This is a genomic window from Kitasatospora sp. NPDC056783 (assembly GCF_042789895.1).
GTDB lineage: Bacteria > Actinomycetota > Actinomycetes > Streptomycetales > Streptomycetaceae > Kitasatospora.
Genome location: NZ_JBHUAF010000049.1, coordinates 1 through 21443, shown reverse-complemented (window position 1 = coordinate 21443; position 21443 = coordinate 1). Strand labels below are relative to the sequence as shown.

Genomic DNA, 21443 nt, shown 5'->3' with positions numbered 1-21443 from the left:
GCGACCGTTCCGTTCGGTGACGCGATCCGGGCCGGGCCTCAGATCATGTGCATGCCGCCGTTGACCTGGATGGTCTCGCCGTGGACGAAGCTCGCCGCGGGGGAGCACAGGAAGGCGATGACGGAGGCGACCTCCTCGGGCCTGCCCAGCCGGCCCATGGGCGTGCTGGAGAGCGCGTCCTCGCCCCGGGCGGCGACGTAGTCGCGGGTCATGGGGGTCTCGATGATGCCCGGCGAGACCGTGTTGACCCGGGCGTGCCCGCACAGTTCCCAGGCGAGGCTGCGGGAGAAGGCGAGCAGGGCGCCCTTGGTGGCGGCGTAGTGAGCGTGCCGGACGCTGCCCCGGTGGCCCGCCATGGAGGCGAGGTTGACGATGGCGCCGTGCTTGTTGAGGTGCGGCAGGACGGCGCGGGTGAGGAAGAAGACCCCGTCGAGGTTGACGGACACGACGCTCCTCCACTGCTCGTCGGTCATGTCGGCGACGCTCTGCTCGGGGTAGATCCCGGCGGCGGGCACCAGGAAGTCGACCGAACCGAACTCCTCGACGGCGGCGTCGACGAACGCGGTGTTGCTCCGCACCGAGGCCGCGTCCAGGTGTCGGATCAGCACCCGGCCCCCGCCGGTTCCGAGTGAGGCGGCGAACTCCTCCAGGGCCGCCGGGTCGAGGTCGCCCAGCACCAGGTGGGCGCCGGCCGCGTGGAACTGGCGGGCGACCTCGCGGGCGATGCCGCCGCCCGCGCCGGAGAGCAGCAGGGTCTTGCCGTGGAAGGGGGTGGGGTCACCGAAGGGGGTCATTCTCGTCCTCAGGAAAAGAGTTCGGGGTGTTGTACGAGTTGGAGTCGCGTGCGGCGGATGTGCCCGGTGAGGAAGCGTTCGGCGTCCTCGGGGTCGCCGCGCCGGATCGCTTCGACGATCAGGCGGTGTTCGGCGTGGATCAGCTCCCAGCCGGTGGCGTCGGTGATCCGGGCGAACGCGCGGCGGTAGTGCTGCGTGGTGTTCCAGAAGCGGTCCACCATCTCGGTGAGCTGGCCGGCGGGGCAGCCGGCGTAGGTGAGCAGGTGCAGCCGGCGGTCCAGGACGAGGAAGCGGTCCACGTCGGTGGTGGCCTCGATCTGCCCCGCGAGGGCGGCGAGTTCGGCGATCTGGACCGCGGTCAGGTGCGGGATGCTCTCGCTCAGCGCGAGCGGTTCGAGGCGTTCCCTGATCTTGTAGACCCCCTCGCACTCGCGCATGTCCATCTTGGAGACCCAGGCGCCGCTGTTGGACTTGACGACGGTCAGTCCCTCGGCGGCGAGGATCCTCAGGGCCTCGCGGACCGGCAGACGGCTGGCGCCGAGGCGCTCGGCGACCTGTTCCTGCATGATCCGTGCCCCGGGCGGCAGTTCGCCGCTCAGGATGGCGGTGCGCAGGTGGTCGGCGACCCGCTGGCTGGCGACGGCGGAGGCGCTGGGTCCGGTGGTCGGGTTCTGGGGCACGGCGGGTACGGCTCGCTTTCCGGTGCGGGGGGCGGTGTTCAGTCGGAAGGCTGCCACAGCCGCGCGGGCGCGCCGTCCTCGCACCTCTTGCCGTGCGGATAGGAAACCAGCTCCAGCTGCATCCCCCAGGGGGTGAGGAAGTAGACCCAGCGCTGGCCCTCACTGGGGCCGCTGCTCGCGGTCGGCTCGCCGAGGACCCGCACCCCGTGGCGGCGCAGATGGGCGACGGCGGCGTCGAGGTCGGTGACGTAGAACGCCAGGTGGTGGCCGCCGATGTCGCTGTTGCGGGGCTGGTCCGTGTGCCGGCCGGGTGCCTCGTACTCGAAGATCTCGAAGTCGGGGCCGCCGGGGCAGCGGAAGAAGCGCAGTTCGCGCATGACGGCCCGCGGATGCACGTTCAGGTGCTCCGCCATCCACGTGCCGTCGGAGCGGAACGGCCCGAGCGAGTAGGCGTACTGGCAGCCGATCACCTCGACGAAGAACCGCGTCGCCTCGTCGAGGTCGGGGACGGTGAAGCCGATGTGGTCGACCCCGGTCAGCCCCGGCAGCCCCGGCGGCGTGGCTTCCGCATCCCGCTCTCGCGATGAATGGATCCATTGTCTTGGCATGGATATCACCCTGATCCCCGAAAGGTGCCTTGGTCAAGGGGTTATGGCGTCACTGGAATATCACACTCCGGTAACGAGGGGTTGGCTATGGATCCATTCGCTGCGACAGTGCTGGTCGAAACGCATAGGGAGTTCACATGCCTACACACCGGAAACTGGCCGCGGCATCGCCCTGGACCCAGCTGACAGCGACCCGCGAGGACTGGCAGGACGCCGACCCCGCGCTGCTGACCTCGATGTTCGCCCAGACCCTGCTGATCAGGACCTTCGAGGAGTACGTCCTCGACCTCGCGTCCCAGGGACTGGTCCACGGCCCGGCGCACTCCAGCATCGGCCAGGAGGGCGGCGCGGTCGGCTCCGTGCACGCGCTGACCAGCGCGGACTTCGTCGGCGGCTCGCACCGGGGACACCACCAGTTCCTCGCCAAGGCCCTGGGCCACGTCGCCCCGCACGGCATCGACCCGCGCGTACCGGTGAGCGACGACGTCCGCACCGTCCTCACCCGCGGCCTCGCCGAGATCTGCGGGCTGGCCCGCGGCTTCTGCCGGGGCCGGGGCGGATCCATGCACCTCCAGTGGCGCGAGGCCGGGGCGATGGGCACCAACGCCATCGTCGGCGGCGGCGTCCCGCAGTCCGCCGGGTTCGCCTGGTCGGCACGGCAGGCCGGCACCGACGCGGTGTCGGTCGCCTACTTCGGCGACGGCGCGGTGAACATCGGCTCCGTCCTGGAGACGATGAACCTCGCCGCCGCCTGGAAGCTGCCGGTCTGCTTCTTCATCGAGAACAACCGGTACGCCGTCTCCACCCACGTGGACGAGGTCACCGCCGAACCCCGGCTCTCCGCGCGCGGCCTGGGCTTCAACATCCCGGCCTGGCAGGTGGACGGCATGGACCCCCTCGCCACCCACCTCGCCATGCGCGAAGCCGTCGCACACATGCGCGCGGGCAACGGCCCCACCGTCGTCGAGGCCGAGGTCTACCGCTACTTCCACCAGAACGGCCCGTTCCCCGGCAGCGCGTTCGGCTACCGCACCAAGGACGAGGAGAAGGAGTGGCGGGCCCGCGACCCGCTGGCCCTCCTCGCCGAGCGGCTCACCGAACGCGGCATCCTGGACGCCGCGGCCGTCGAGGACTGCACGGCGCGGGCCAGGCAACTGCTGGCCGGCATCGGCGACGAACTGCTGGAACCGGACCCGGACGGCAAGCCCGGAAAGCGCCGGATCAAGCCCGCCGAGTGGCCCGACCCGTCCTTCCGCGACGTGGGCGTGCGCGGCGACCTCTCGGAGTTCGACGGCGTGCGCCAGGCCGACCTGGACACCTTCACCGGCGCCACCGCCGAACGCAAGTTCATCGACGTCGTCTCCGAGGTGATGCGCCGCCGGATGGCCCAGGACGATTCGATCGTCGTCATGGGCGAGGACGTCCACCGCCTCAAGGGCGGCACCAACGGCGCCACCAAGGGCCTCGCCGAGGCCCACCCCGACCGCTGCCTGGGCACGCCCATCAGCGAGAACGCCTTCGCCGGACTCGCCGGCGGCATCGCGCTGGACGGCCGCTACACACCGGTGGTCGAGTTCATGTACGCGGACTTCATGTGGGTCGCGGCCGACCAGGTCTTCAACCAGATCGGCAAGGCGCGGCACATGTTCGGCGGCGACGCCGACGTGCCGCTTGTGCTGCGCAGCAAGGTCGCCATGGGCACCGGCTACGGCTCCCAGCACTCCATGGACCCGGCCGGCGTCTTCGCCACGGCCCCCGGCTGGCGGATCGTCGCCCCCTCCACCCCCTTCGACTACGTCGGCCTGATGAACTCCGCACTGGCCTGCAAGGACCCGGTGGTGGTGCTGGAGCACGTGGACCTGTACAACTCCACCGGCACCGGCCCGGTGGACGACCTCGACTACTGCCTGCCGGTGGGCAAGGCCGCGGTGCGCCGCACCGGCTCGGCCCTCACCGTCGTCTCGTACCTCGCGATGACCGGGCACGTCCTGGAGGCCGTCGAACAGCTCGGGCTGGACGCCGAGGTGATCGACCTGCGCTGGCTGGACCGGGCCAGCCTGGACTGGGACACCCTCGGCGAGAGCATCCGCAAGACCAACAACGTGCTCATCGCCGAACAGGGCCCGATCGGCACGTCCTACGGCGGCTGGCTGGCCGACGAGATCCAGCGCCGCCACTTCGACTGGCTCGACCAGCCGGTCCAGCGCCTCACCGCGGGGGAGTCCTCGCCCAGCATCAGCAAGGTGCTGGAGCGCGCGGCCATCGCCCGCACCCCGGAGGCCGTCGCCGCGCTCCGCCGGGTCACCGAGAACTGACCCCGACCCCACGTGACCCAGGAGGGTTCCCCATGGCTGAACTGTTCCGCATGCCGGCGGTGGCCGCCGACGACACGGCGGGGGTGCTGTCCGCCTGGCAGGTGGCGGAGGGCGCCGCCTTCGCGGCGGACGACGCGCTGATCTCCGTCGAGACCGACAAGGCGGAGGTCGACGTCCCCGCCGAGCGCCCCGGCGTCCTGCTCAAGGCGCTGTACGAGCCCGGCGCCGAGATCGAGGTGGGCACCCCCGTCGCGGTCCTCGGCGCGCCGGACGAGTCCGTCGGGGACCTCGACGCGCTGCTCGCCGAACTGGGCGTGGCCCCCGTCCCGGAGGCGGATGCCGTCCGCCCCGAACGCCGGACCGTACCGGACACCCCTGCCCCGGACACCCCCGCCCCGGCCGCCGTACCGCAGTCCGCCGCTTCCCCGGCGGCGGAAGCCGGACCCGCGCCCGGCGGGCGGCTGTTCAGCAGTCCGCTCGCCCGCCGGCTGGCCCGCGAGGCCGGGCTGGACCCGGCCGAACTGACCGGCACCGGCCCGGGGGGCCGGGTCGTGCGCCGGGACGTCGAGGCCGCCGTCGCCGCCCGGCGACACCGGCCGGAGCCGAGCGCCCCGCCCCGGGAGCCGGCCGACCGGTCCGCGCCCCCCGCGCCCTCGCGGGCGCAGGCCCCGGCCGCCCCGGCGGGCGCCGGCCACCAGGACATCCCGCACACCCGGATGCGGCGGGCCATCGCCGCACGGCTGACCGAGAGCAAGCGGCACACCCCGCACTTCTACCTCCGCGCGACCTGCGAGGTGGACGAACTGCTCGCCTTCCGGCAGCGGATCAACGCGGCGAGCCCGGTCAAGGTCTCCCTCAACGACATCCTGGTCAAGGCCGCCGCGCTCGCGCACACGGCCGTCCCCGAGATGAACGCCACCTGGCACGCGGACGCCGTACGCCGCTACGAGAGCGTGGACGTCTCGATCGCCGTCGCCACCGACGGGGGACTGCTGACCCCGGTCCTGCGGGGCGTCGAACGCATGTCGCTGTCGGCGGTCGCCACCGCGACCCGGGACCGCGCGGAGCGGGCGCGCTCCGGCACCCTGCGGCAGGCCGACCTGGAAGGCGGCTCCCTCACGATCTCGAACCTCGGGATGTACGGAGTCGAGGAGTTCGCCGCCATCATCAACCCGCCCCAGGCCGCCATCCTGGCCGTCGGCGCGGTACGGGACGCGGCCGTGGTCCGCGACGGCGCGGTCACGGCGGCCAAGGCGATGACCGTGGTCCTCTCCGTGGACCACCGGCCGGTGGACGGCGCCGTCGCCGCCCGCTGGCTCGCCGCCTTCACCGACGCGCTCGCCGACCCGATGCGGATCGTGGTCTGAGCCCGTCCCCGTCCCCGTCCCCTCCCCGCCGGGCGGTGCCGCACACGCCACCCCCGCGCCCGCCGCACCGCCCGGCCCCCGTTCCCGGCTCCGGCCCCACCCCCACTCCCGGCCCCGCCTCCGGCCCCGGCCGCGGTCCCGCGCTCCCGCGGACCGCCTGGACCCTCCCCTAAGGACACCGATGTCTTCGCCCCCCACCCCCACGCCCCGTGACACCCTCGGCGAACTGGACAGCCGCAACCTCCGCAAGCTGATGCCGCTGCTGCTGGCGGCCTACGTCATGTCGTTCCTCGACCGGACCAACATCGGTCTGGCCAAGGAACGGCTGGAGGCCGACCTCGGCATATCCGCCGCCGCCTACGGGCTCGGAGCGGGACTGTTCTTCCTCACCTACGCGGTGTCCGAGGTGCCCAGCAACCTGATCATGCACCGGGTGGGCGCCCGCTGGTGGATCACCCGGATCATGCTCACCTGGGGCGTCATCTCGGCCTGCATGGCGTTCGTCCAAGGAGAGAAGTCCTTCTACGCGATGCGGCTGCTGCTCGGCGCCGCCGAGGCGGGCCTGCTGCCGGGCATCCTCCTCTACTTCACGTACTGGTTCCGCTCCGCGACCCGGGGCCGGGCCATCGGCCTGCTGCTGCTCGGGGCTTCGATCGCCAGCGTGCTCGGCAACCCGCTGGGCGGTCTGCTGCTGGAGATGGACGGGATCGGCGGCTGGCACGGCTGGCAGTGGATGTTCGTCATCGAGGGACTTCCCTGCGTCCTGCTGGCCTTCGTCGTCTTCCGGTACCTCCCCGACGGCCCGGCCACGGCCCCGTGGCTGACCGCCAAGGAGGCGGCGCTGGTCAGCGAGGCGGCGGCCCGCGAGCAGGAGCAAGGCGCCAAGGCCGCCGGGACCAGCTCCGGTTCCCTGCTGACGGTGCTGCGCGACAAGCAGATGCTCATCGCGATCTTCGCCAACTGGACGCATCAGGTGGCGCTCTACTCCGTCGTCTACTTCCTGCCCGGCATCATCGGCGGCTGGGGGCACCTGTCACCGTTCACCATCGGGTTGCTGACCAGCCTGCCCTGGGTGACGGCCGCGATCGGTGCCGTCGTGGTGCCGGCGCGCGCCACCACTCCCCGCCGCTCCCGCAACTTCGTGGTGACCGGCCTGCTGATGATGTTCGTCGGACTCGTCGTCGCCTCCGTCGCCGGCCCGGTGATCGCGCTGCTCGGCTTCTGCTTCACCGGCCTGGCGTTCTTCGTCGTCCAGCCGCTCCTGTTCAACTTCCCCGGCACCCGGCTGGAGGGCAGGACACTCGCCGGCGGCCTGGCGCTGCTCAACACGGTCGGCATCACCGGTGGCTTCGTCGGCCCCTACGTCATGGGCTGGGCCGAGGAGAGCACCGGCAACCACCTGGCCGGCCTGTGGATCTCCGTGGTGCTGCTGGCCCTCGGCGCCGCGGCCGCCACCCGCCTGCGGTTCTCGGCCGGGGACGAACGGGGCGGCGAGAGCTGACCCTTCCCGGCTTGACCGGCTTGACCGGCTTGACCGGGTTGACCGGGTTGACCGGGTCGGCCGACCGGCCCGGCACCCGAAGACCGGCGGGGGCCGGTCGGCCCGCCACCGGCCTCGGGCCCGTCAGGTGCTCAGGTCCTGTCGGCCGACCGGGAGTCCGGGGTCAGCGCGCGTCCCGGGTGAGGAAGTCGAGCAGGATCTGCCGGCTCGTCTGGGAGGTGAGGCTGCCGTACGCGTCGTCGAAGGCGTGCTCGGCGAAGGGCAGCTGCCTGACCTCGACCTCGACGCCCTGCTTCCTGAGCGCGTCGCCGAGGCCGGTGACGGTCTCGGGACGGGCGCTGCGGTCGCGGTCCCCGACCACGAGCAGGGTGCGGGGCAGGCCGGCGCGCACGTCGGAGGTCGGGGAGACCTCGCGGTAGCGGTCCGGGAACTGCTGCGGCGTGCCACCGGTGAACATCTCCGCGGCCTCGCGGGTTCCGGCCACGTCGTCCTCCCACATCCGGGCGACATCGGTGCCGGGGTAGAAGCCGACCACGGAGGCCGGGGGCTCGGGGGTGGCGCCGTCGGCGGCCGTGATGGTGCCGTTCCGGAGGCGGTAGGCGGTGTTCATCGCCAGGGTGCCGCCCGCCGACATGCCGCCGAGGGAGATCCGCGAGCCGTCGACGCCGTACCCGTCGGCGTTCTCGCGCACCCAGCGCAGGGCGGAGACGAGGTCCTGCGGGGCCTTGTCCCAGGTGGGACGGCCGGGGCCGGCCAGACGGTAGTCGACGGCGAAGACGGCGACGCCGTGGTCGGCGAGCCAGCGGCCGGTGCCGCGCAGGTCGCTCTTGTCGAAGGTGTGGAAGCCTCCGGCGTGGGCGAGCACGACGGCCGGGCTCTTCCTGCCCGGGGTCTTCTCGGGAAGGTACGCGTCCACCCGCAGCGGCTCGCCCTCGGGGCTCGCGAACGTCTCGGTCGCGTCCGGCTCCACCGCCGGGTAGCCGAGTTCGGTGAACACCTGGCCCAGGGAGACGTCGACGCCGGCGCTCCGGGCCGCCTGGAACTGGACCGCGCCGATGGCCAGCGCGCCCACGGTGCACAGCGCCGTGACGGCGGTGACCGCACGCCCCCAGCGCACCAGGCCGGCCCGCCAGGCCAGCACGGCGAGGCCGGTCGCGACGAGGGCGATCAGGGCGATGTGGAAGGGGTACTGCCCTCCCAGGACCGGTCCGATCACCCCCGCCTTGGGGATGGCCGGGAAGTACGCGCCGAGCACTATGGCGAGGAGCAGGAACGCGAGGAACGAGGCCAGGACGGCGCCGACCGCCCGCAGGATCCGCACCGGCCGGCCGGCCGGTGCGCCGGACTTCCTCCGGGCGGTTCTCGTGGTGCTGGTGGTGCTGGTGGTCATGGCTGCACTCCTCCGAAGGCGCTCGGGGCGGTCTCCGCCCGCTGCGGGACTGGTCATGAGCCGCGAAGTCCCCACCGCCACCTGCGGGCCGACGGGGACCGGCTCACCCCGCAAACGGTAGGAATCCGACACCCTCGTCGGCCTCACCCGGCGGAGCCGTTCCCCGGCCTGGCTCTCGGGTACGGGGCCGTGCGCGCCGCCTCACCCCCGGGGGTCAGAGGTCGGTGCGGCCGGGAACCACCAGGCCCGTCTCGTAGGCGAAGACGGCGACCTGGGTGCGGTCCCGCAGCTGGAGCTTCTGCAGGATGCTGCCCATGTGCGTCTTGACGGTCTGCTCGGCGACGACGAGCTCCTCGGCGATCTCCGCGTTGGACAGCCCCCGGGCGACCAGTGCCAGCACCTCGGTCTCGCGGTTGGTCAGCACGTCGATCCGCACCCGGGCGGGCGGCCTCGCCGAACCGCTCAGCCGGGAGAACTCCGCGATCAGCCGCTTGGTGATCCCGGGGGACAGCAGGGCGTCCCCGGCGGCCACCACGCGCACGGCCTCGGCCAGTTCGACCCCGGAGGCGTCCTTGAGGAGGAACCCGCCGGCGCCGGCCCGCAGCGCCTCGTACACGTACTCGTCGAGGTCGAAGGTGGTCAGGACCAGGACCTTGGTGGGCAGGTCGGTCTGCCGGGTGATCCGGCGGGTGGCGTCGATGCCGTTCAGTCCGGGCATCCGGATGTCCATGACGATCACGTCGGGGCGGAGCTCCTCGGCCTTGGCCACGGCCTCCAGGCCGTCCACGGCGGTCCCGACCACCTCGATGCCGGGCTGGGCGCCGAGGAGCACCGAGAAGGCCTCACGGATCATCGCCTGGTCGTCGGCGATCATCACTCGGATCGTCATGCGGTTCGTTCCTCGTCTGTCCGGGCGGCCGGGGCGTCGGTCACCGGCAGCAGGGCGGTGACCAGGTAGCCACCGTCGGGTGTGGCGCCGGCGGAGAGCTCCCCGCCGAGCATCGCGGCACGCTCGCGCATGCCCAGGAGGCCGTGCCCGGCCCCCGGAGAAGGCTGCGGCGCCGCTGTCCCGGGGCCGTTGCGGATCCGCAGGCGCAGCGCGGCAGGGGTGTACGTCAGCTCGACGCGGGCCGTGGCACCGGGGGCGTGGCGCAGCGTGTTGCTGAGCGCCTCCTGCACGATGCGGTACGCCGACAGCTCCGCGCCCTCCGGCAGCGGGCGACGCGCCCCGGAGACCACCGCCGTCACGTCGAGCCCGGCCGCCCGCACGCCCGCGAGCAGGTCGTCGAGCCGCTCCAGGGTGGGCTGCGGAGCCTCGGGAGCGCCGCCGCCCGGACGGTCCTCGGAGCGCAGCACCCCCAGGAGGCGCCGCAGCTCGGTCAGCCCCTCCAGCGCGCCCGCGCGGATGTCGGCCAGCGCCGCGACCAACTCCGCCGGCGGGTCCGCGACCCGGTACGGGGCGGCGTCGGCCTGGATGGAGATGACGGACATGTGGTGGGCCACCACGTCGTGCAGCTCGCGTGCGATGCGGGCGCGTTCCTCCAGGACGGTGCGGTGCGCCCGTTCCTGCGCGAGCGCCGCCTCCTGCTCCGCGAGCCGGGCGCGGACCTCCCTCGTCCCGCGCACCCCGGTCGCGGCGGCCACGACGAGGGCGAACAGCGCCAGCACGATCGCCGTGAAGTACCACGGCCCGATCCCGCCGCCCGCCACGTGCAGACCCAGCAGCAGCGCGGCGCTCAGCAGCACTGTCGCGACCATCACCGGCGGCGGATTGCGCAGCGCGACCAGGAACAGAAGCCCGGCGTGCACGGCCCACGCCCACCCCATGTACGGCCCGAAGGGCGCGTGGAGCGAGAACACCGGCAGCATCGCCAGCGACAGCCACCAGGCCGGCAGCGGCCGGCGCAACGCGAGAAGCAGCAGCGCCGCGTGGAGGATCCCCACCGCCCTCATCGGGATGTCCTCGGTGGCGGACACGGCCGTGAACACCACCACCGCGCCGACCGCCAGCTGCGGCAGCCACCTCAGCGGCCCCGGCCCGCCCATGGGCGGCATCGGCTGCGGGGCCCACGGGAACAGGCCCCTCCGCGCGGCGCCCAGCACCGCCCGCACCGTCCTGCTCACCGGCCGCCTCCCGCCACCGCGACCGGGGACGGAAGGGACCGGCGGGAAACACGGGTTCGGACGCTCACGACGCTTCTCTCCAAAAGTTCATTTGGATACCACGTTACGGAGCGAACCTCCTGGTCGGCCTCCCTCCCCGGAGCCGCCTCCCGCCTGGCTCTCAGGTATGACGGCGCCGCGAGGCCCGACGCCCCCGAGGCCCGGTGCCACAGCGTCGCGTCGAACGCGCGTGCGTCGGCCCGGCTTGGCAGAGTTAGGCAATTGAGATTTACTAATGGCATGGCGAGACCCCGCGAACACTCGGACGACGACTTGCTGGACCGCATCTCCGCGGCACTGGCCGACACCTCCGGAGCCTGGACCCTGGCCGAGGCCGCCCGCGCTGCCGGAGTGCACCCGGCCACCCTGGTCAAGCGGTTCGGCTCCCGGCACGCCGTCCTGGTCGCGCTCAGCACGAGATGGAGCGCGGCCATCCCGCAGGCTCCGCTCACCGGAGACCGCCTCGGCGAACTCCGCTCGTGGGTCGACGGGGTGGCCCGTCCGCCACGGGACCGGTCGCGGGGCGTCGTCGGCGTCACGATGCTGCTCGAAGACCTCAAGGACGACGAACTCAGCCGACTGCTCGGTGAAGGGTGGGAACGCCAGATCACCTACCTGGCCGCACTCGTCGGCGGCGCACGCGAGGACGGCCATCTCACCCGGTCACCCGAGCCCAGGACGGCCGCCGCGCTCCTCCTCGACGTCGTCAACGGCTCCTACCTCCGGGCGGCCGCCTCGACACCGCCGACCATCACGGTCTCCCCTCAGGCACTGCTCAACGCACTCATGGAGAGCTGGACATGACCACCACGCGCGACTGGCGGGGACACGTGTTCATCGCCACCAGCCTCGACGGCTTCATCGCCCGCCCCGACGGGGACATCGGATGGCTCACCGACCCCCCGGAGAACCCCGGCCACGCACCCGGCCACGACGGGCCGAACCCGCCCCCCGACTACGAGAGGCTCATGGCCTCCGTGGACCACCTCGTCATGGGACGCGGCACCTACGAGAAGGTCCTGACCTTCGACACCTGGCCCTACGCGAAGCCGGTCATCGTCCTGAGCCGCACCCTCCCGGCGACCGGGGACGAGCGGATCACGGTGACGAGGGACATCCCCGAGACCCTGCGGCTGCTCGCCCGGCGCGACGCGCGAGGCGTCTACATCGACGGCGGCAAGGTCGTCCAGGGCTTCCTCGCACACGACCTCGTCGACGAGATCACCCTCACCCGGGTCCCCGTCCTGCTGGGCCACGGCCTCCCGCTCTTCGGCCCCCTCGCCCAGGACATCCGGCTCACCCACACCGGAACCCTGACCACGGACTCCGGCATGACCAGCAGCCACTACACCGTCCAGCGCTGACGCCCCGGCCGCCTCGCCCCGGCCGCCGAAGCGTCGGTGGGCCCGCTCCGCAGCCCGGCCTCCCCGGGCGGTGGCGTCGTCGCCTACAGTGAGAGCTTCTTGCGGACGGGACCGGTGACGGCACGAGCGGGGAGGGGGCCGGAGTGGAGCGACGCGTGCGTCGGACCGCGGCGGCCGCGCTGTCCTGCGCGTTCCTCGCGGGCTGGGCCGTCTGCCAGGTCCTCCTCGGCACGGCGACGGGCGCGGCGCGGCCGGCCCCCGACGCGCCGCCCGCCGTCGCGGCCCCGGTCGCGCCCGCCCCCGCCGCCGTACGGCTCGGCCCGGCGGGCGCGGAGGTCCGGCGCACCGCGGACCGCCCCGACGTCGATGCCGTCCGGCGGCCGACCGCCGCCGCGGAGCCCGGCGTCCGGCTGCCCGTGCTCCCGCCGGCCACGCTCCCGGCCGCCCGCACGGACGCCCCCCGGCCCCGCCCCGGGATGTACGCCTCGGGGCCGCGCCAGGAACGGGCACCGCCGTCCGGCCACTACGACCCCCGCCACACCCGCGGTCCCCCCTCCACCCGGTCCAGCTGACGTCCCACCGCGCCCGCCGACCCGGGTGCCGCGGCCTGCCCGCGGCCCGGACGGGAGGCCTCCGGCCACCGTGCCCGGAGCGTTCCCGGCGGCGCGCCGTCCCCTCGCGTCCGCCCGTCCCGGGTGCGGCGTCCCCCTGTGGACGCCCGGCTCCCGCGGACCGCCCGTGGAGTACCCATGCCTACTCGCCGTGCCACGTTCTGGCGCGCGCTCGTCGCGCTCGCCGTCGTCGGTGTCTCGCTCTACGTCGCCCTGACCACCCCGCCCCGCCTCGGCCTCGACCTGCGCGGCGGCACCCGGATCGTCCTGGAGACCCAGGACTCGCCCACCGTCCGCGCCGACGCGGACGCCACCGACCGGGCGCTGGAGGTGCTGCGCCGCCGGGTCGACGGCCTCGGCGTCGCCGAACCCTCGCTCGCCCGCGCCGGGGAGCAGCGCATCGTCGTCGAACTCCCCGGCGTCCAGGACCCCCGCGAGGCCGCCGGGGTCATCGGCCGCACCGCCCAGCTCACCTTCCACCCCGTCACCGCGACCGCCGACGGCCCGGCCGGACCCCCCGCGCCGGACGGCTCCCGGGTCCTCGCCGACCCCGGCCTGCCCGGCGGCCACCTGCGGCTGGGCCCGCCGGCGCTGACCGGCGACGGGGTCAAGGACGCCTCGGCCGTCCTCGACACCCGGACCGGCCTCGGCTGGAGCATCGACCTCTCCTTCCGCGGCTCGGCCGGCGACGCCTGGGCCCGGCTCACCGGGCAGGCGGCGTGCGCCGCGCCGGCCGACCCCGCCCGCCGGGTCGCCATCGTGCTCGACGACCGCGTCCTGTCCGCCCCCGGCGTCCAGGACAGCGTGCCCTGCGGGCAGGGGATCACCGGCGGTTCGACCCAGATCACCGGCGGCTTCTCGGCCGACGAGGCCCGCGACCTCGCCGCCCTGGTCAAGGGCGGCGCCCTGCCCGTCCCGGTGACGGTGATCGAGCAGAGCACCGTCGGCCCGACCCTCGGCGCCGAGGCGATCCGGGCCAGCGCCCTGGCCGCGGTCATCGGCCTGCTCTGCACCGGGGTCTTCATCATCGCGGTGTACCGCCTGCTCGGCGTGCTGGCCACCGTCGCGCTCGCCCTCTACGGACTGATCTCCTACGCCGCCGTGGTCGCGCTCGGCGCGACGCTCACCCTGCCCGGACTGGCCGGCTTCGTGCTCGCCATCGGCATGGCGGTGGACGCCAACGTGCTGGTCTTCGAACGCGCCAGGGAGGAGTACACCGCTCCCCGGGCGGCCGGCCCCGGCAAGGAACGCGACCTGCGGCGCCCGCTGCGCGTCGGCTTCGCGAAGGCGTGGAGCGCGGTGGCCGACTCCAACGTGACGACGCTGCTCGCCGCCGGGCTGCTCTTCGCGTTCGCCACCGGCCCGGTCAAGGGCTTCGGGGTGACGCTCTCGATCGGCGTGCTGGCCTCGATGTTCTCCGCCATGCTGATCACCCGGCTGCTCGCCGAGTGGGCGGTGCGCCGGCCCGCCGTCGTCCGGCGGCCCACCCTGACCGGCATGGCCACCGTCGGCCGGATCCGGACCCGGCTGACCCGCCGGCCGCCCCGGCTGATGCGCCACCGGCGGCGCTGGCTGGGCGCCTGCGCCGGCCTGCTGCTGCTCGCCCTGGCCGGAATCGGCGGGCGCGGCCTGGACTTCGGCGTCGAGTTCACCGGCGGACGGGTGGCGCAGTACACCGCCACGCAGCGGGTCGACGCGGACGCCGCCCGCGCGGCCGTGGTCGGCGCCGGATTCCCGCAGGCCACGGTGCAGACCACCGGCGACACCGGCGTGTCCGTCCGCACCAAGGAGACCGGCGACGACCAGCAGCAGCGCATCCGCGAAGCACTCACCGGCGTCACCGGCGAACTGTCCGTGGAGCGCGACGAACTGATCGGACCGAGCCTCGGCGACGAGCTGCGCGGCTACGCGCTGGCCGCGCTCGGACTCGCGGTCGCCGCCCAACTGCTCTACCTCACGATCCGCTTCCGCTGGACCCTCGCGGCCGCCGCGGTGCTCGCGATGGCGCAGGACCTGCTGATCGTCCTCGGCCTCTTCGCCTGGCTGGGCAAGCCGGTGGACAGCGTCTTCCTCGCCGCGCTGCTCACCATCGTCGGCTACTCGGTCAACGACACGGTGGTGGTCCTGGACCGGCTGCGCGAACTGCGCCGGACCGGGACGAAGACGGGCTGGGCGGACCTCGCGGACCGCGCCGTGGCGCAGACCCTCCCCCGGACGGTGAACACCGGCATGGGGGCGCTGTTCGTCCTGATGGCCCTGGCGGTCCTCGGCGGCGACTCGCTCGCCGACTTCTCGCTGGCGCTGCTGGCCGGGGTCCTGGTGGGCACGGCGTCCACGGTGTTCACCGCGATGCCGGTGGCCGTACTGCTCCAGGAGCGGTTCCCCGAGCGGCCGAGGGAAGCCCGGGAAGCACGGGAGGCACGGGAGGCACGGACGCGCGACCACAACGGCGCGGTGGTCTGAGGGGCGCCGCTCCGGTGGGGAGGCCGTGCGTATCGCGACCGGCCGCCGAGTGCGGTCGGCCGGCCGGCGGACTCCGGTGACCCCTGTTCGACGCCGGCGGGCGGCGAGCACCGGAAGGGCCTCCACCGACGGAGGCCCTTCCGCCGGGTCCGGGCCCGGGTCCGGACCCGGCGGGGGCTCAGCAGCAGTAGCCGGCCGCCTCGGCCCTGCTGAAGTCGCCTGCCGCGAACGCCCCGGCAGGGATGGTGAAGTACAGCGTCCCGGCGTCGCCCCAGCCCCATCCCAGGCCGGGGTCCTCGGCGAGCTGGAGCAGATGGACGGCGGGACCGTCCCCGTCGCGGGAGGTCACCGGCACGGTGTACGAGGTGTCGGGCCAGCCGAACGCACAGTGCCGGCCGGTGGTGTTCCCGTCGAGGCCGTCCATCTCCTGGAGGATCAGTGAGGCCGCGCCCCAGTGCCGGTCCTCGTCGTAGTCGACGTCGTCGTCCTGGACGTCCCAGCAGTCCGGGAGCATGGTCACCTCGACCGCGTGCACCGGGCGGGCCGGGTAGCGGCGGGCGGGCGCGGGGGCGGTCGCCGTGACCGCCCGCCCGGGATCGGCGGGTATCACCCGCCACGCGTCGGGACTGCGGGAGTCCAGCTCGCGGTACTCCTCGTACGGCACCTCGGGGTCGAGGTAGAAGAAGTTCAACAGACCCGGCCGGACGGGCAGTTGGTCCCCGAGCCACCCGGCGAGCGCATCGGTGTCGAGCACGGCGTGCAGGGACAGCGGGACGCCTGCCAACTCGGGCCAGGGGGTGCCCGGTTCGAGCAGAGCCGGCCCGCCGAGCCGCGACCGGCCCGCGGCGCGGGACCCCTCCCCGGCCGCGACCAGCCGAAAGCCCCGCCGGGCCATCGAAGCGAACTGCCGCCCGGCCCCGGGGCCGAGCCGCTGTTCGCACACCCGGCGCATCACGGCCGCATCCTCGAACTCCATGGACGCATCCTCGCACCGCCCGCCGACAGCGGGCGCCGCGGCCCCAGGGCCCACCGCCGACCACAGCGCCCACCGCCGACCACAGCGCCCACCGCCGACCACGGCGCCACCTTCCCGCGGACGGACGAGCACGGCAGAATCCCGGGCGTGAGCGATTCTCTGAGCGATTCTCTGAGCGAGGCGTGGGACTTCCAGGCCGAAGCGGCAGCGGAACAGGACGACCTCTGCCGGCTTCCCGGCCGGTCGTGGGTTCCACCCATCCTGAGTGACCTGATCCTCGCCGCGAGGCACACCTCGCTCAGCCGCTACTACCCGTTCACGAGTCATGCGACGCTCCGGTTCGGCACAGGCCCCCGGTGGTGGCTCGGCGACGGAGAGGTCCTCACCGTCGCCATCGCGCTCGTCCCCGAAGGGCGCTATCTCGTCCACACCCGGACATCGCACGACGGGCTGCCCCTGGCGGAACTCGAAACCGCCAGTGCCGGCGAAGCGGCTGCCAAGGCGGAGCAACTGGTGAACGCCGTCGGCTGAGTTCAGCCCCCGGATCGCCGATCCGCCGCACTGCCCGTAGCGCTGTGGTGGTGGTGCCATCCGCTGTCGTCCCGGGCACGCCAGCGGCCGGCCGTGGCGCGTCGCAGAGGGCTCCCCGTCGTCGTCGGCCGGGAGACGCGAGGGGCACCATGGTCCGATGCTGGAGTTGCTGCCGTCGCCCGCCCACCCGTCCTGCGCGGGGGCTGACGACCTGACGGTGCCGGGGCTGGGCCTGTGGCTGCGCCGACACCCGGGGGCCGCCGACCGGTGGTCACAGCTGACCCTGCTGGCTGCGCCCACCGGGTGGGAGCGGTGCTGCGCGGGCACGTTCGCGTGCGCGGAGGGCGGGGACGGGCTCGTGGGCATCCTGCGTTAGTGCCGTGGCCGAGCGGGTTCACCGGGTCGGCGCCGACGGGCCCGGGGCCGGTCGGAGGTCGCGGGACGTTCGACCCGGGCGCCGCACGCGTAGCTGCGCCGGCGCAACGTCACCGCCCGCCACCCCGACGTTCTCGCCACCCGACGGGCGCCTGAGCGCGGAGCATCACATTTTCGTGCCACGGGCGATCCGGTACAGCACGTTCCGACGCAGCGGCCCTTCGGGTGCGGTGGGGTCGTCGAAGTCGTCAGCGGGATCCCGGGTCATGCCGATCCGGCGCATGACCGCCTGGGAGCGGAGGTTGGTGGCTGTCGTCACCGCCAGGATCTCGGGGAGCCCAAGGGTCTCGAAGCCGAAGGCCAGGCCCGCCACGGCGGCCTCGGTGGCGTAGCCGTGGCCCCAGGCTGAACGAGCGAGCCTCCAACCGATCTCCACCCCCGTGAACGGCAGGCCTTCATCCACCTGGTCCAGGCCCGCGAAGCCGACGAACTCGCCGGTAGCCAGTACTTCGACCGCCCACCACCCGTAGCCCCGCTCGTCGAACTCCGTCCGGAACCGTGCCACGCGGGCATCGCTCTGTTCACGGGTCATCAGGTCGCCCAGGTGCTCCCGGACCTCGGGATCGGCGTTCATCGCCGCCCACGGTTCAAGGTCGGAGTCCTGCCATCGACGGAGGACGAGTCGGTCGGTACGCAATTCAGTCATGTCGCCAAGCCAACGGTGGATCGCGGTCCCGAGGCAATCCATTTTTCTCGGGACCGACCCCGGTGAGCCGGTCCCCGCCGGTAGTCGGTAGTCGGTAGTCGGTGTGCAGGGTCCGGCTCAGGCCTCGCTCTGCGACCTGGCCCGATAGGTGCGCTTCTTGGCGAGGGCGCCGCAGGTCTTCATCGAGCACCAACGGCGGGCGCCCGCGCGGGAGGTGTCGACGAACGGTGTGCCGCACGCGGGGTTTCCGCAGATGCGGACGCGTGTGCGGTGTTCCGACCGGCAGAGCTCGATCAGGTCCCGCGCGACCATGGAGAGCACCGCCGTGACCCCGTCGCCGTGCCAGCGCACGGAGGCCGCGTCGGCCGAGAGTTCGGGTACCGAGGTGGGCTCGGCGGCGGCGCTGTTGATCAGCGCGATGTCCTCGGGGGCGGGTGGGGTCTCGTCCGCCAGGGCCCGGCCCGTGCGCTGGATCGCCTCGCGCAGCCGTCTGGCGTGGTCCAGGTCGGCTTCGGTGCAGGCCGGCGCCACCGTGGTGCAGCCGCTCTCCACGCTCCAGCGGCCCAGGTCCTCCGGCCGGGACAGCCGTTCGAACGGCGTGTCGGTGCCGCGATCGGCCAGGGTGCCGGCCAGGGCGAAGCACAGTCGCGCGTCGTCGAAGCGGAAGTCGGCCTTGGCGCGCTGGCGCCCTCCGCGCCGACCACCCTCGTCATCCATGTCCACCACTTTATGCGGTTGACATTGCGCCGGGCAAGCGCTTGGCTTCAGGTCCACCACTTGAACCGGTGGACGTTGAATCGCCCCTTCACCGCATCACGAGTCACGAGGAGGTCGCGTCCATGCGCGCCGCCGTCATCGAGGAACTCCACAAGCCGCTCGTCATCCGCGACGTGCCCGACCCCGCGTGCCCGCCGGACGGCGCGATCCTGCGCGTCGGCGCCAACGGGATCTGCCGCACCGACTGGGCCCTGTGGGCCGGGAACTTCTGGACGGGCGGGCCGAGCGTCGAGCCCCCCTTCGTCCTCGGCCACGAGTTCGCCGGCACCGTCGTGGAAGTCGGCCGGGACGTACGGGACTGGCGGGAGGGCGACCGCGTCATCTTCCCGATGAACCCCGGCGAGGGCTCCTGCGAGATGTGCCGCAGCGGCAACCAGCAGGTGTGCGAGCACGTGGACTCGCTCGTGCCCGGGGTCTCCTACTGGGGAGCCTTCGCCGAGTACGTCATGGTCCGCTTCGCCGACGTCAACCTGGTCCGGGTGCCGGAGGCCGTCGGCTTCGTCGACGTCGCCGCCCTCGCCTGCCGCTACATGACCGCCTTCCACGGCGTCGTCGACCAGGCGAAGGTCCGCGGCGGGGAATGGGTCGCGGTGTACGGCGCCGGCGGCGGCATGGGCCTGTCGACGGTGGAGATCGCCGCGGCGACGGGAGCCAACGTCATCGCCGTCGACATCACGGACGAGAAACTGGACGCCGCGCGGGCCCTGGGCGCGGTCCACACCGTCAACGCGGCGAAGGACGAGCCCACGGAGGCGGTGAAGACCCTCACCGGGGGCGGAGCGCACGTGTCGGTCGACTCCGTGGGGATCGCCGAGGCCTGCCGCAACTCCGTCCTGTCCCTGCGCACGCGGGGCCGCCACCTCCAACTCGGGCACACCACCGCCGCGGAGAAGGGGGACGTCGCGCTGCCGATCGACGTCATGATGGTCAAGGAGCTGGAGTTCCTGAGCGCCTTCGGCATGCAGGGCCAGCGGTTCGGCACGATGCTGAACATGATCGCCGCCGGGCGCCTCGCCCCCGGCCGGATCGTGACCCGCACCGTGGGCCTCCACGAGGCGAGCGGGGTCCTGGAGTCCCTGGAGACGTACGGACCGACCGGCGTGGTCGTCATCGACGAGTTCCAGGCCTGAGCCGTCCCCCTCGGACCCTCCCTCGGACCCTCCCTCGGGTCCTTCCTCAGCGCCGCCCGCGGTGGCGCCCCCCCCACGCGAAGAAAGCAGGCACGACCATGCCCGTTTCCCGTCTGCTGATGGACCGGGAACTGAGCCGGGCACTCGCCGGCGTCCCCATGACGCCCAACGGTGCGTTCGACCTCACCGACATCCCCGCGACGCGCGTGGCGTTCCGCGCGCAGGCCGAGTCGATCGCCGCGAGCGAGCCCGACGAACCGTCGGTCATCACCCGGGAGTACCGCGTCGGCCGCGCCGACGGCCCCGACGTGCCGGTCCGCCTGCTGCGCCCCGCGACCGCGCCGGGACCGCTGCCCGTGATGCTCTGGTTCCACGGCGGCGGCCAGGTGCTCGGCTTCGCCGCCCAGGACGACCCCTGGCTCAAGCGGCTGTGCTCGCGACTCGGCTGCGCCGTCGCCGTGGTCGACTACCGGCTCGCCCCGGAGACACCCGCTCCCGGCGCCGCCGAGGACGGTTTCACCGCCTACCAGTGGCTCGTCCGCGAAGCGGAGGCCCTGGGCCTGGACGGTGCCCGGATCGGCGTCGCGGGCCAGAGCGGCGGCGGAGGCATCGCGGCGGCCACCGTTCTGCTGGTCCGTGACCGCGGCGGCGCGGCGCCCCTGTTCCAGTCGCTGACGTACCCCATGCTGGACGACCGCAACGCGACCGCGTCGAGCCACGAGATCACCGACATCGGCATCTGGGACCGCTCCACGAACCTCCTGGCCTGGCAGGCGGTCCTGGGGGAGCGCAGCGGAACCGACGACGTCTGCCCGTACTCGGCGCCCTCCCGCGCGCGGGACCTCGGCGCGCTGCCGCCGACCTTCATCGCGGTCGGTGAACTCGACTGCTTCCGCGACGAGGACCTCGACTACGCCGCACGCCTGCGCGCCCACGGCGTCCCGGTCGAACTGCACCTCTATCCGGGCGCCTACCACGCCTTCGACCTGTTCGCCCCCGAGTCGAGACTCGCGGCCACCTTCCGGCAGACCTGGTTCGACTACCTCGCCCGCCGGTTCCAGGACACGTCCACCGGGTGACGCACGCACCTCTCCGGTTCGGACGCCGCGAACCGGCGCGGGAACCGGTGGCACTCCTCGGACCCGGCCGTGACCCGAGGCCGGAACACCAGGTGCCCGTGGGCGGGTGTCCGCCACGAGGTTTCGCGGGTCCCGAAGGAATTTCCGAGTCCGCCTGCAACCTTCGCGTGCCTCACACGTCAGATAGATGAGCGGCCGGAGACCGGAACCGGCCGCCGACGCATCACTCGGTCACCAGATGTACGTCGTAGCGCCCGGACGCGGCCCCGCCCGCGCGCCGGAGCGGTCATCAAGGGGGAAGTCACATGCGAAAGAACAACCGTGCCGTGAACCGGGCCCGTCGCCTCGCCCCGGCGGTCGCGCTCACCGCGGCACTGGTCGCGGGCGGCGCCGCGACAGCCGCCCCGGCCTTCGCCGCCATCGGCTCCCACTCCGTCTCCGCTGTCGGTGTGTTCGCCAACGATGTCGCGTCGGGCAAGGGGGCGTCCACCGTGAACGGGATCGGCGTCTTCGGCAACTGAGCCACGCCGGGTAAGGGGTCGCCCACCGCGAACCGGTGAGCGCCTCGGACGGATCGACGGTCGTGGCCGGGGGGGGGGCGGTTGCCCCCGCC

The 21443-nt window shown here is 73.4% G+C and carries 21 protein-coding genes; 12 read left to right on the top strand and 9 right to left on the bottom strand.

The features are described 5' to 3' along the window. Positions 1-38 precede the first annotated feature (38 nt). The 3 genes from ACFRMQ_RS10720 to ACFRMQ_RS10710 are packed head-to-tail and all read right to left on the bottom strand — an operon-like array spanning position 39 to position 2082. Complete coding sequence (locus ACFRMQ_RS10720) at positions 39-794, bottom strand: SDR family NAD(P)-dependent oxidoreductase (RefSeq protein ID WP_380729189.1); 756 nt, start codon at positions 792-794, stop codon at positions 39-41. An 8-nt stretch (positions 795-802) separates the two neighbouring features. After that, positions 803-1474 carry a GntR family transcriptional regulator gene (locus ACFRMQ_RS10715; RefSeq protein ID WP_380729187.1) on the bottom strand — a complete coding sequence of 224 codons (672 nt, stop codon included), beginning with the start codon at positions 1472-1474 and terminating at the stop codon, positions 803-805. 38 nt (positions 1475-1512) lie between these two features. Next, entirely contained in the window at positions 1513-2082 is a 570-nt protein-coding gene (locus tag ACFRMQ_RS10710) for a VOC family protein (RefSeq protein ID WP_380729184.1), read from the bottom strand. 137 nt (positions 2083-2219) lie between these two features. Between ACFRMQ_RS10710 and ACFRMQ_RS10705 the strand changes: the two genes are divergently transcribed. The 3 genes from ACFRMQ_RS10705 (at position 2220) to ACFRMQ_RS10695 (ending at position 7265) form a co-directional block, all read left to right on the top strand. Beyond that, on the top strand, positions 2220-4397 hold the full coding sequence (locus ACFRMQ_RS10705; protein WP_380729181.1) for a thiamine pyrophosphate-dependent enzyme: 2178 nt from the start codon (positions 2220-2222) through the stop codon (positions 4395-4397). A gap of 32 nt (positions 4398-4429) precedes the next feature. After that, positions 4430-5764 carry a dihydrolipoamide acetyltransferase family protein gene (locus ACFRMQ_RS10700; protein ID WP_380729178.1) on the top strand — a complete coding sequence of 445 codons (1335 nt, stop codon included), beginning with the start codon at positions 4430-4432 and terminating at the stop codon, positions 5762-5764. Between the two features lie 181 nt (positions 5765-5945). Beyond that, entirely contained in the window at positions 5946-7265 is a 1320-nt protein-coding gene (locus ACFRMQ_RS10695; protein WP_380729176.1) for an MFS transporter, read from the top strand. A gap of 163 nt (positions 7266-7428) precedes the next feature. On the opposite strand, the gene ACFRMQ_RS10690 is transcribed toward ACFRMQ_RS10695, so the two are convergent. The 3 genes from ACFRMQ_RS10690 to ACFRMQ_RS10680 form a co-directional block, all read right to left on the bottom strand. After that, the gene (locus tag ACFRMQ_RS10690; RefSeq protein ID WP_380729174.1) at positions 7429-8655 is read right to left on the bottom strand and encodes an alpha/beta hydrolase; all 1227 of its coding nucleotides are present in this window, start codon (positions 8653-8655) and stop codon (positions 7429-7431) included. A 214-nt stretch (positions 8656-8869) separates the two neighbouring features. Continuing rightward, complete coding sequence (locus ACFRMQ_RS10685) at positions 8870-9544, bottom strand: response regulator (protein ID WP_380729172.1); 675 nt, start codon at positions 9542-9544, stop codon at positions 8870-8872. Next, positions 9541-10779 carry a sensor histidine kinase gene (locus tag ACFRMQ_RS10680; RefSeq protein ID WP_380729169.1) on the bottom strand — a complete coding sequence of 413 codons (1239 nt, stop codon included), beginning with the start codon at positions 10777-10779 and terminating at the stop codon, positions 9541-9543. Before ACFRMQ_RS10680 ends, ACFRMQ_RS10685 begins: the two co-directional genes overlap by 4 nt. 279 nt (positions 10780-11058) lie before the next feature. Between ACFRMQ_RS10680 and ACFRMQ_RS10675 the strand changes: the two genes are divergently transcribed. The 4 genes from ACFRMQ_RS10675 to secD all read left to right on the top strand — a co-directional run bounded on the left by ACFRMQ_RS10675 (position 11059) and on the right by secD (position 15256). Further along, positions 11059-11622, top strand: a complete 564-nt coding sequence (locus ACFRMQ_RS10675) for a TetR/AcrR family transcriptional regulator (protein ID WP_380729167.1) — start codon at positions 11059-11061, stop codon at positions 11620-11622. Then, the gene (locus tag ACFRMQ_RS10670) at positions 11619-12182 is read left to right on the top strand and encodes a dihydrofolate reductase family protein (RefSeq protein ID WP_380729165.1); all 564 of its coding nucleotides are present in this window, start codon (positions 11619-11621) and stop codon (positions 12180-12182) included. Before ACFRMQ_RS10675 ends, ACFRMQ_RS10670 begins: the two co-directional genes overlap by 4 nt. Positions 12183-12337: 155 nt before the next feature. Further along, positions 12338-12754 carry a hypothetical protein gene (locus ACFRMQ_RS10665; protein WP_380729163.1) on the top strand — a complete coding sequence of 139 codons (417 nt, stop codon included), beginning with the start codon at positions 12338-12340 and terminating at the stop codon, positions 12752-12754. Between the two features lie 177 nt (positions 12755-12931). Continuing rightward, positions 12932-15256 (top strand): protein translocase subunit SecD, encoded by a 2325-nt coding sequence (gene secD / locus ACFRMQ_RS10660; RefSeq protein WP_380729161.1) that lies wholly within the window; start codon positions 12932-12934, stop codon positions 15254-15256. A gap of 178 nt (positions 15257-15434) precedes the next feature. Here the strand turns inward: secD and ACFRMQ_RS10655 are convergent, their stop codons facing one another. Then, positions 15435-16232 carry a DUF1963 domain-containing protein gene (locus ACFRMQ_RS10655; protein ID WP_380729159.1) on the bottom strand — a complete coding sequence of 266 codons (798 nt, stop codon included), beginning with the start codon at positions 16230-16232 and terminating at the stop codon, positions 15435-15437. A 147-nt stretch (positions 16233-16379) separates the two neighbouring features. On the opposite strand from ACFRMQ_RS10655, the gene ACFRMQ_RS10650 reads away from it, so the two are divergent. After that, positions 16380-16763, top strand: a complete 384-nt coding sequence (locus ACFRMQ_RS10650; RefSeq protein ID WP_380729156.1) for a hypothetical protein — start codon at positions 16380-16382, stop codon at positions 16761-16763. Between the two features lie 157 nt (positions 16764-16920). Further along, entirely contained in the window at positions 16921-17139 is a 219-nt protein-coding gene (locus ACFRMQ_RS10645; RefSeq protein WP_380729154.1) for a hypothetical protein, read from the top strand. Positions 17140-17304: 165 nt separating this feature from the next. Here the strand turns inward: ACFRMQ_RS10645 and ACFRMQ_RS10640 are convergent, their stop codons facing one another. After that, positions 17305-17844 (bottom strand): GNAT family N-acetyltransferase, encoded by a 540-nt coding sequence (locus ACFRMQ_RS10640; protein ID WP_380729212.1) that lies wholly within the window; start codon positions 17842-17844, stop codon positions 17305-17307. Positions 17845-17961: 117 nt separating this feature from the next. Next, positions 17962-18561, bottom strand: coding sequence for a CGNR zinc finger domain-containing protein (locus tag ACFRMQ_RS10635; RefSeq protein ID WP_380729152.1), 600 nt, complete (start codon positions 18559-18561; stop codon positions 17962-17964). Between the two features lie 122 nt (positions 18562-18683). Between ACFRMQ_RS10635 and ACFRMQ_RS10630 the strand changes: the two genes are divergently transcribed. From ACFRMQ_RS10630 to ACFRMQ_RS10620, 3 genes are all read left to right on the top strand, one after another. Then, a complete protein-coding gene (locus tag ACFRMQ_RS10630; RefSeq protein WP_380729150.1) occupies positions 18684-19751 on the top strand; it encodes an alcohol dehydrogenase catalytic domain-containing protein in 1068 nt (355 codons plus the stop codon). A gap of 98 nt (positions 19752-19849) precedes the next feature. After that, positions 19850-20830, top strand: a complete 981-nt coding sequence (locus ACFRMQ_RS10625) for an alpha/beta hydrolase (protein WP_380729148.1) — start codon at positions 19850-19852, stop codon at positions 20828-20830. A 305-nt stretch (positions 20831-21135) separates the two neighbouring features. Next, positions 21136-21351 (top strand): hypothetical protein, encoded by a 216-nt coding sequence (locus ACFRMQ_RS10620; RefSeq protein WP_380729146.1) that lies wholly within the window; start codon positions 21136-21138, stop codon positions 21349-21351. Positions 21352-21443 lie beyond the last annotated feature (92 nt).

Bases quoted from the DNA above. Each gene is read 5' to 3' on its own strand.
- ACFRMQ_RS10720 (WP_380729189.1), bottom strand. From the start codon at position 794: ATGACCCCCTTCGGTGACCCCACCCCCTTCCACGGCAAGACCCTGCTG.
- ACFRMQ_RS10710 (WP_380729184.1), bottom strand. From the start codon at position 2,082: ATGCCAAGACAATGGATCCATTCATCGCGAGAGCGGGATGCGGAAGCC.
- ACFRMQ_RS10705 (WP_380729181.1), top strand. From the start codon at position 2,220: ATGCCTACACACCGGAAACTGGCCGCGGCATCGCCCTGGACCCAGCTG.
- ACFRMQ_RS10700 (WP_380729178.1), top strand. From the start codon at position 4,430: ATGGCTGAACTGTTCCGCATGCCGGCGGTGGCCGCCGACGACACGGCG.
- ACFRMQ_RS10695 (WP_380729176.1), top strand. From the start codon at position 5,946: ATGTCTTCGCCCCCCACCCCCACGCCCCGTGACACCCTCGGCGAACTG.
- ACFRMQ_RS10690 (WP_380729174.1), bottom strand. From the start codon at position 8,655: ATGACCACCAGCACCACCAGCACCACGAGAACCGCCCGGAGGAAGTCC.
- ACFRMQ_RS10685 (WP_380729172.1), bottom strand. From the start codon at position 9,544: ATGACGATCCGAGTGATGATCGCCGACGACCAGGCGATGATCCGTGAG.
- ACFRMQ_RS10675 (WP_380729167.1), top strand. From the start codon at position 11,059: ATGGCGAGACCCCGCGAACACTCGGACGACGACTTGCTGGACCGCATC.
- ACFRMQ_RS10670 (WP_380729165.1), top strand. From the start codon at position 11,619: ATGACCACCACGCGCGACTGGCGGGGACACGTGTTCATCGCCACCAGC.
- secD (WP_380729161.1), top strand. From the start codon at position 12,932: ATGCCTACTCGCCGTGCCACGTTCTGGCGCGCGCTCGTCGCGCTCGCC.
- ACFRMQ_RS10655 (WP_380729159.1), bottom strand. From the start codon at position 16,232: ATGGAGTTCGAGGATGCGGCCGTGATGCGCCGGGTGTGCGAACAGCGG.
- ACFRMQ_RS10645 (WP_380729154.1), top strand. From the start codon at position 16,921: ATGCTGGAGTTGCTGCCGTCGCCCGCCCACCCGTCCTGCGCGGGGGCT.
- ACFRMQ_RS10640 (WP_380729212.1), bottom strand. From the start codon at position 17,844: ATGACTGAATTGCGTACCGACCGACTCGTCCTCCGTCGATGGCAGGAC.
- ACFRMQ_RS10635 (WP_380729152.1), bottom strand. From the start codon at position 18,561: ATGGATGACGAGGGTGGTCGGCGCGGAGGGCGCCAGCGCGCCAAGGCC.
- ACFRMQ_RS10630 (WP_380729150.1), top strand. From the start codon at position 18,684: ATGCGCGCCGCCGTCATCGAGGAACTCCACAAGCCGCTCGTCATCCGC.
- ACFRMQ_RS10625 (WP_380729148.1), top strand. From the start codon at position 19,850: ATGCCCGTTTCCCGTCTGCTGATGGACCGGGAACTGAGCCGGGCACTC.
- ACFRMQ_RS10620 (WP_380729146.1), top strand. From the start codon at position 21,136: ATGCGAAAGAACAACCGTGCCGTGAACCGGGCCCGTCGCCTCGCCCCG.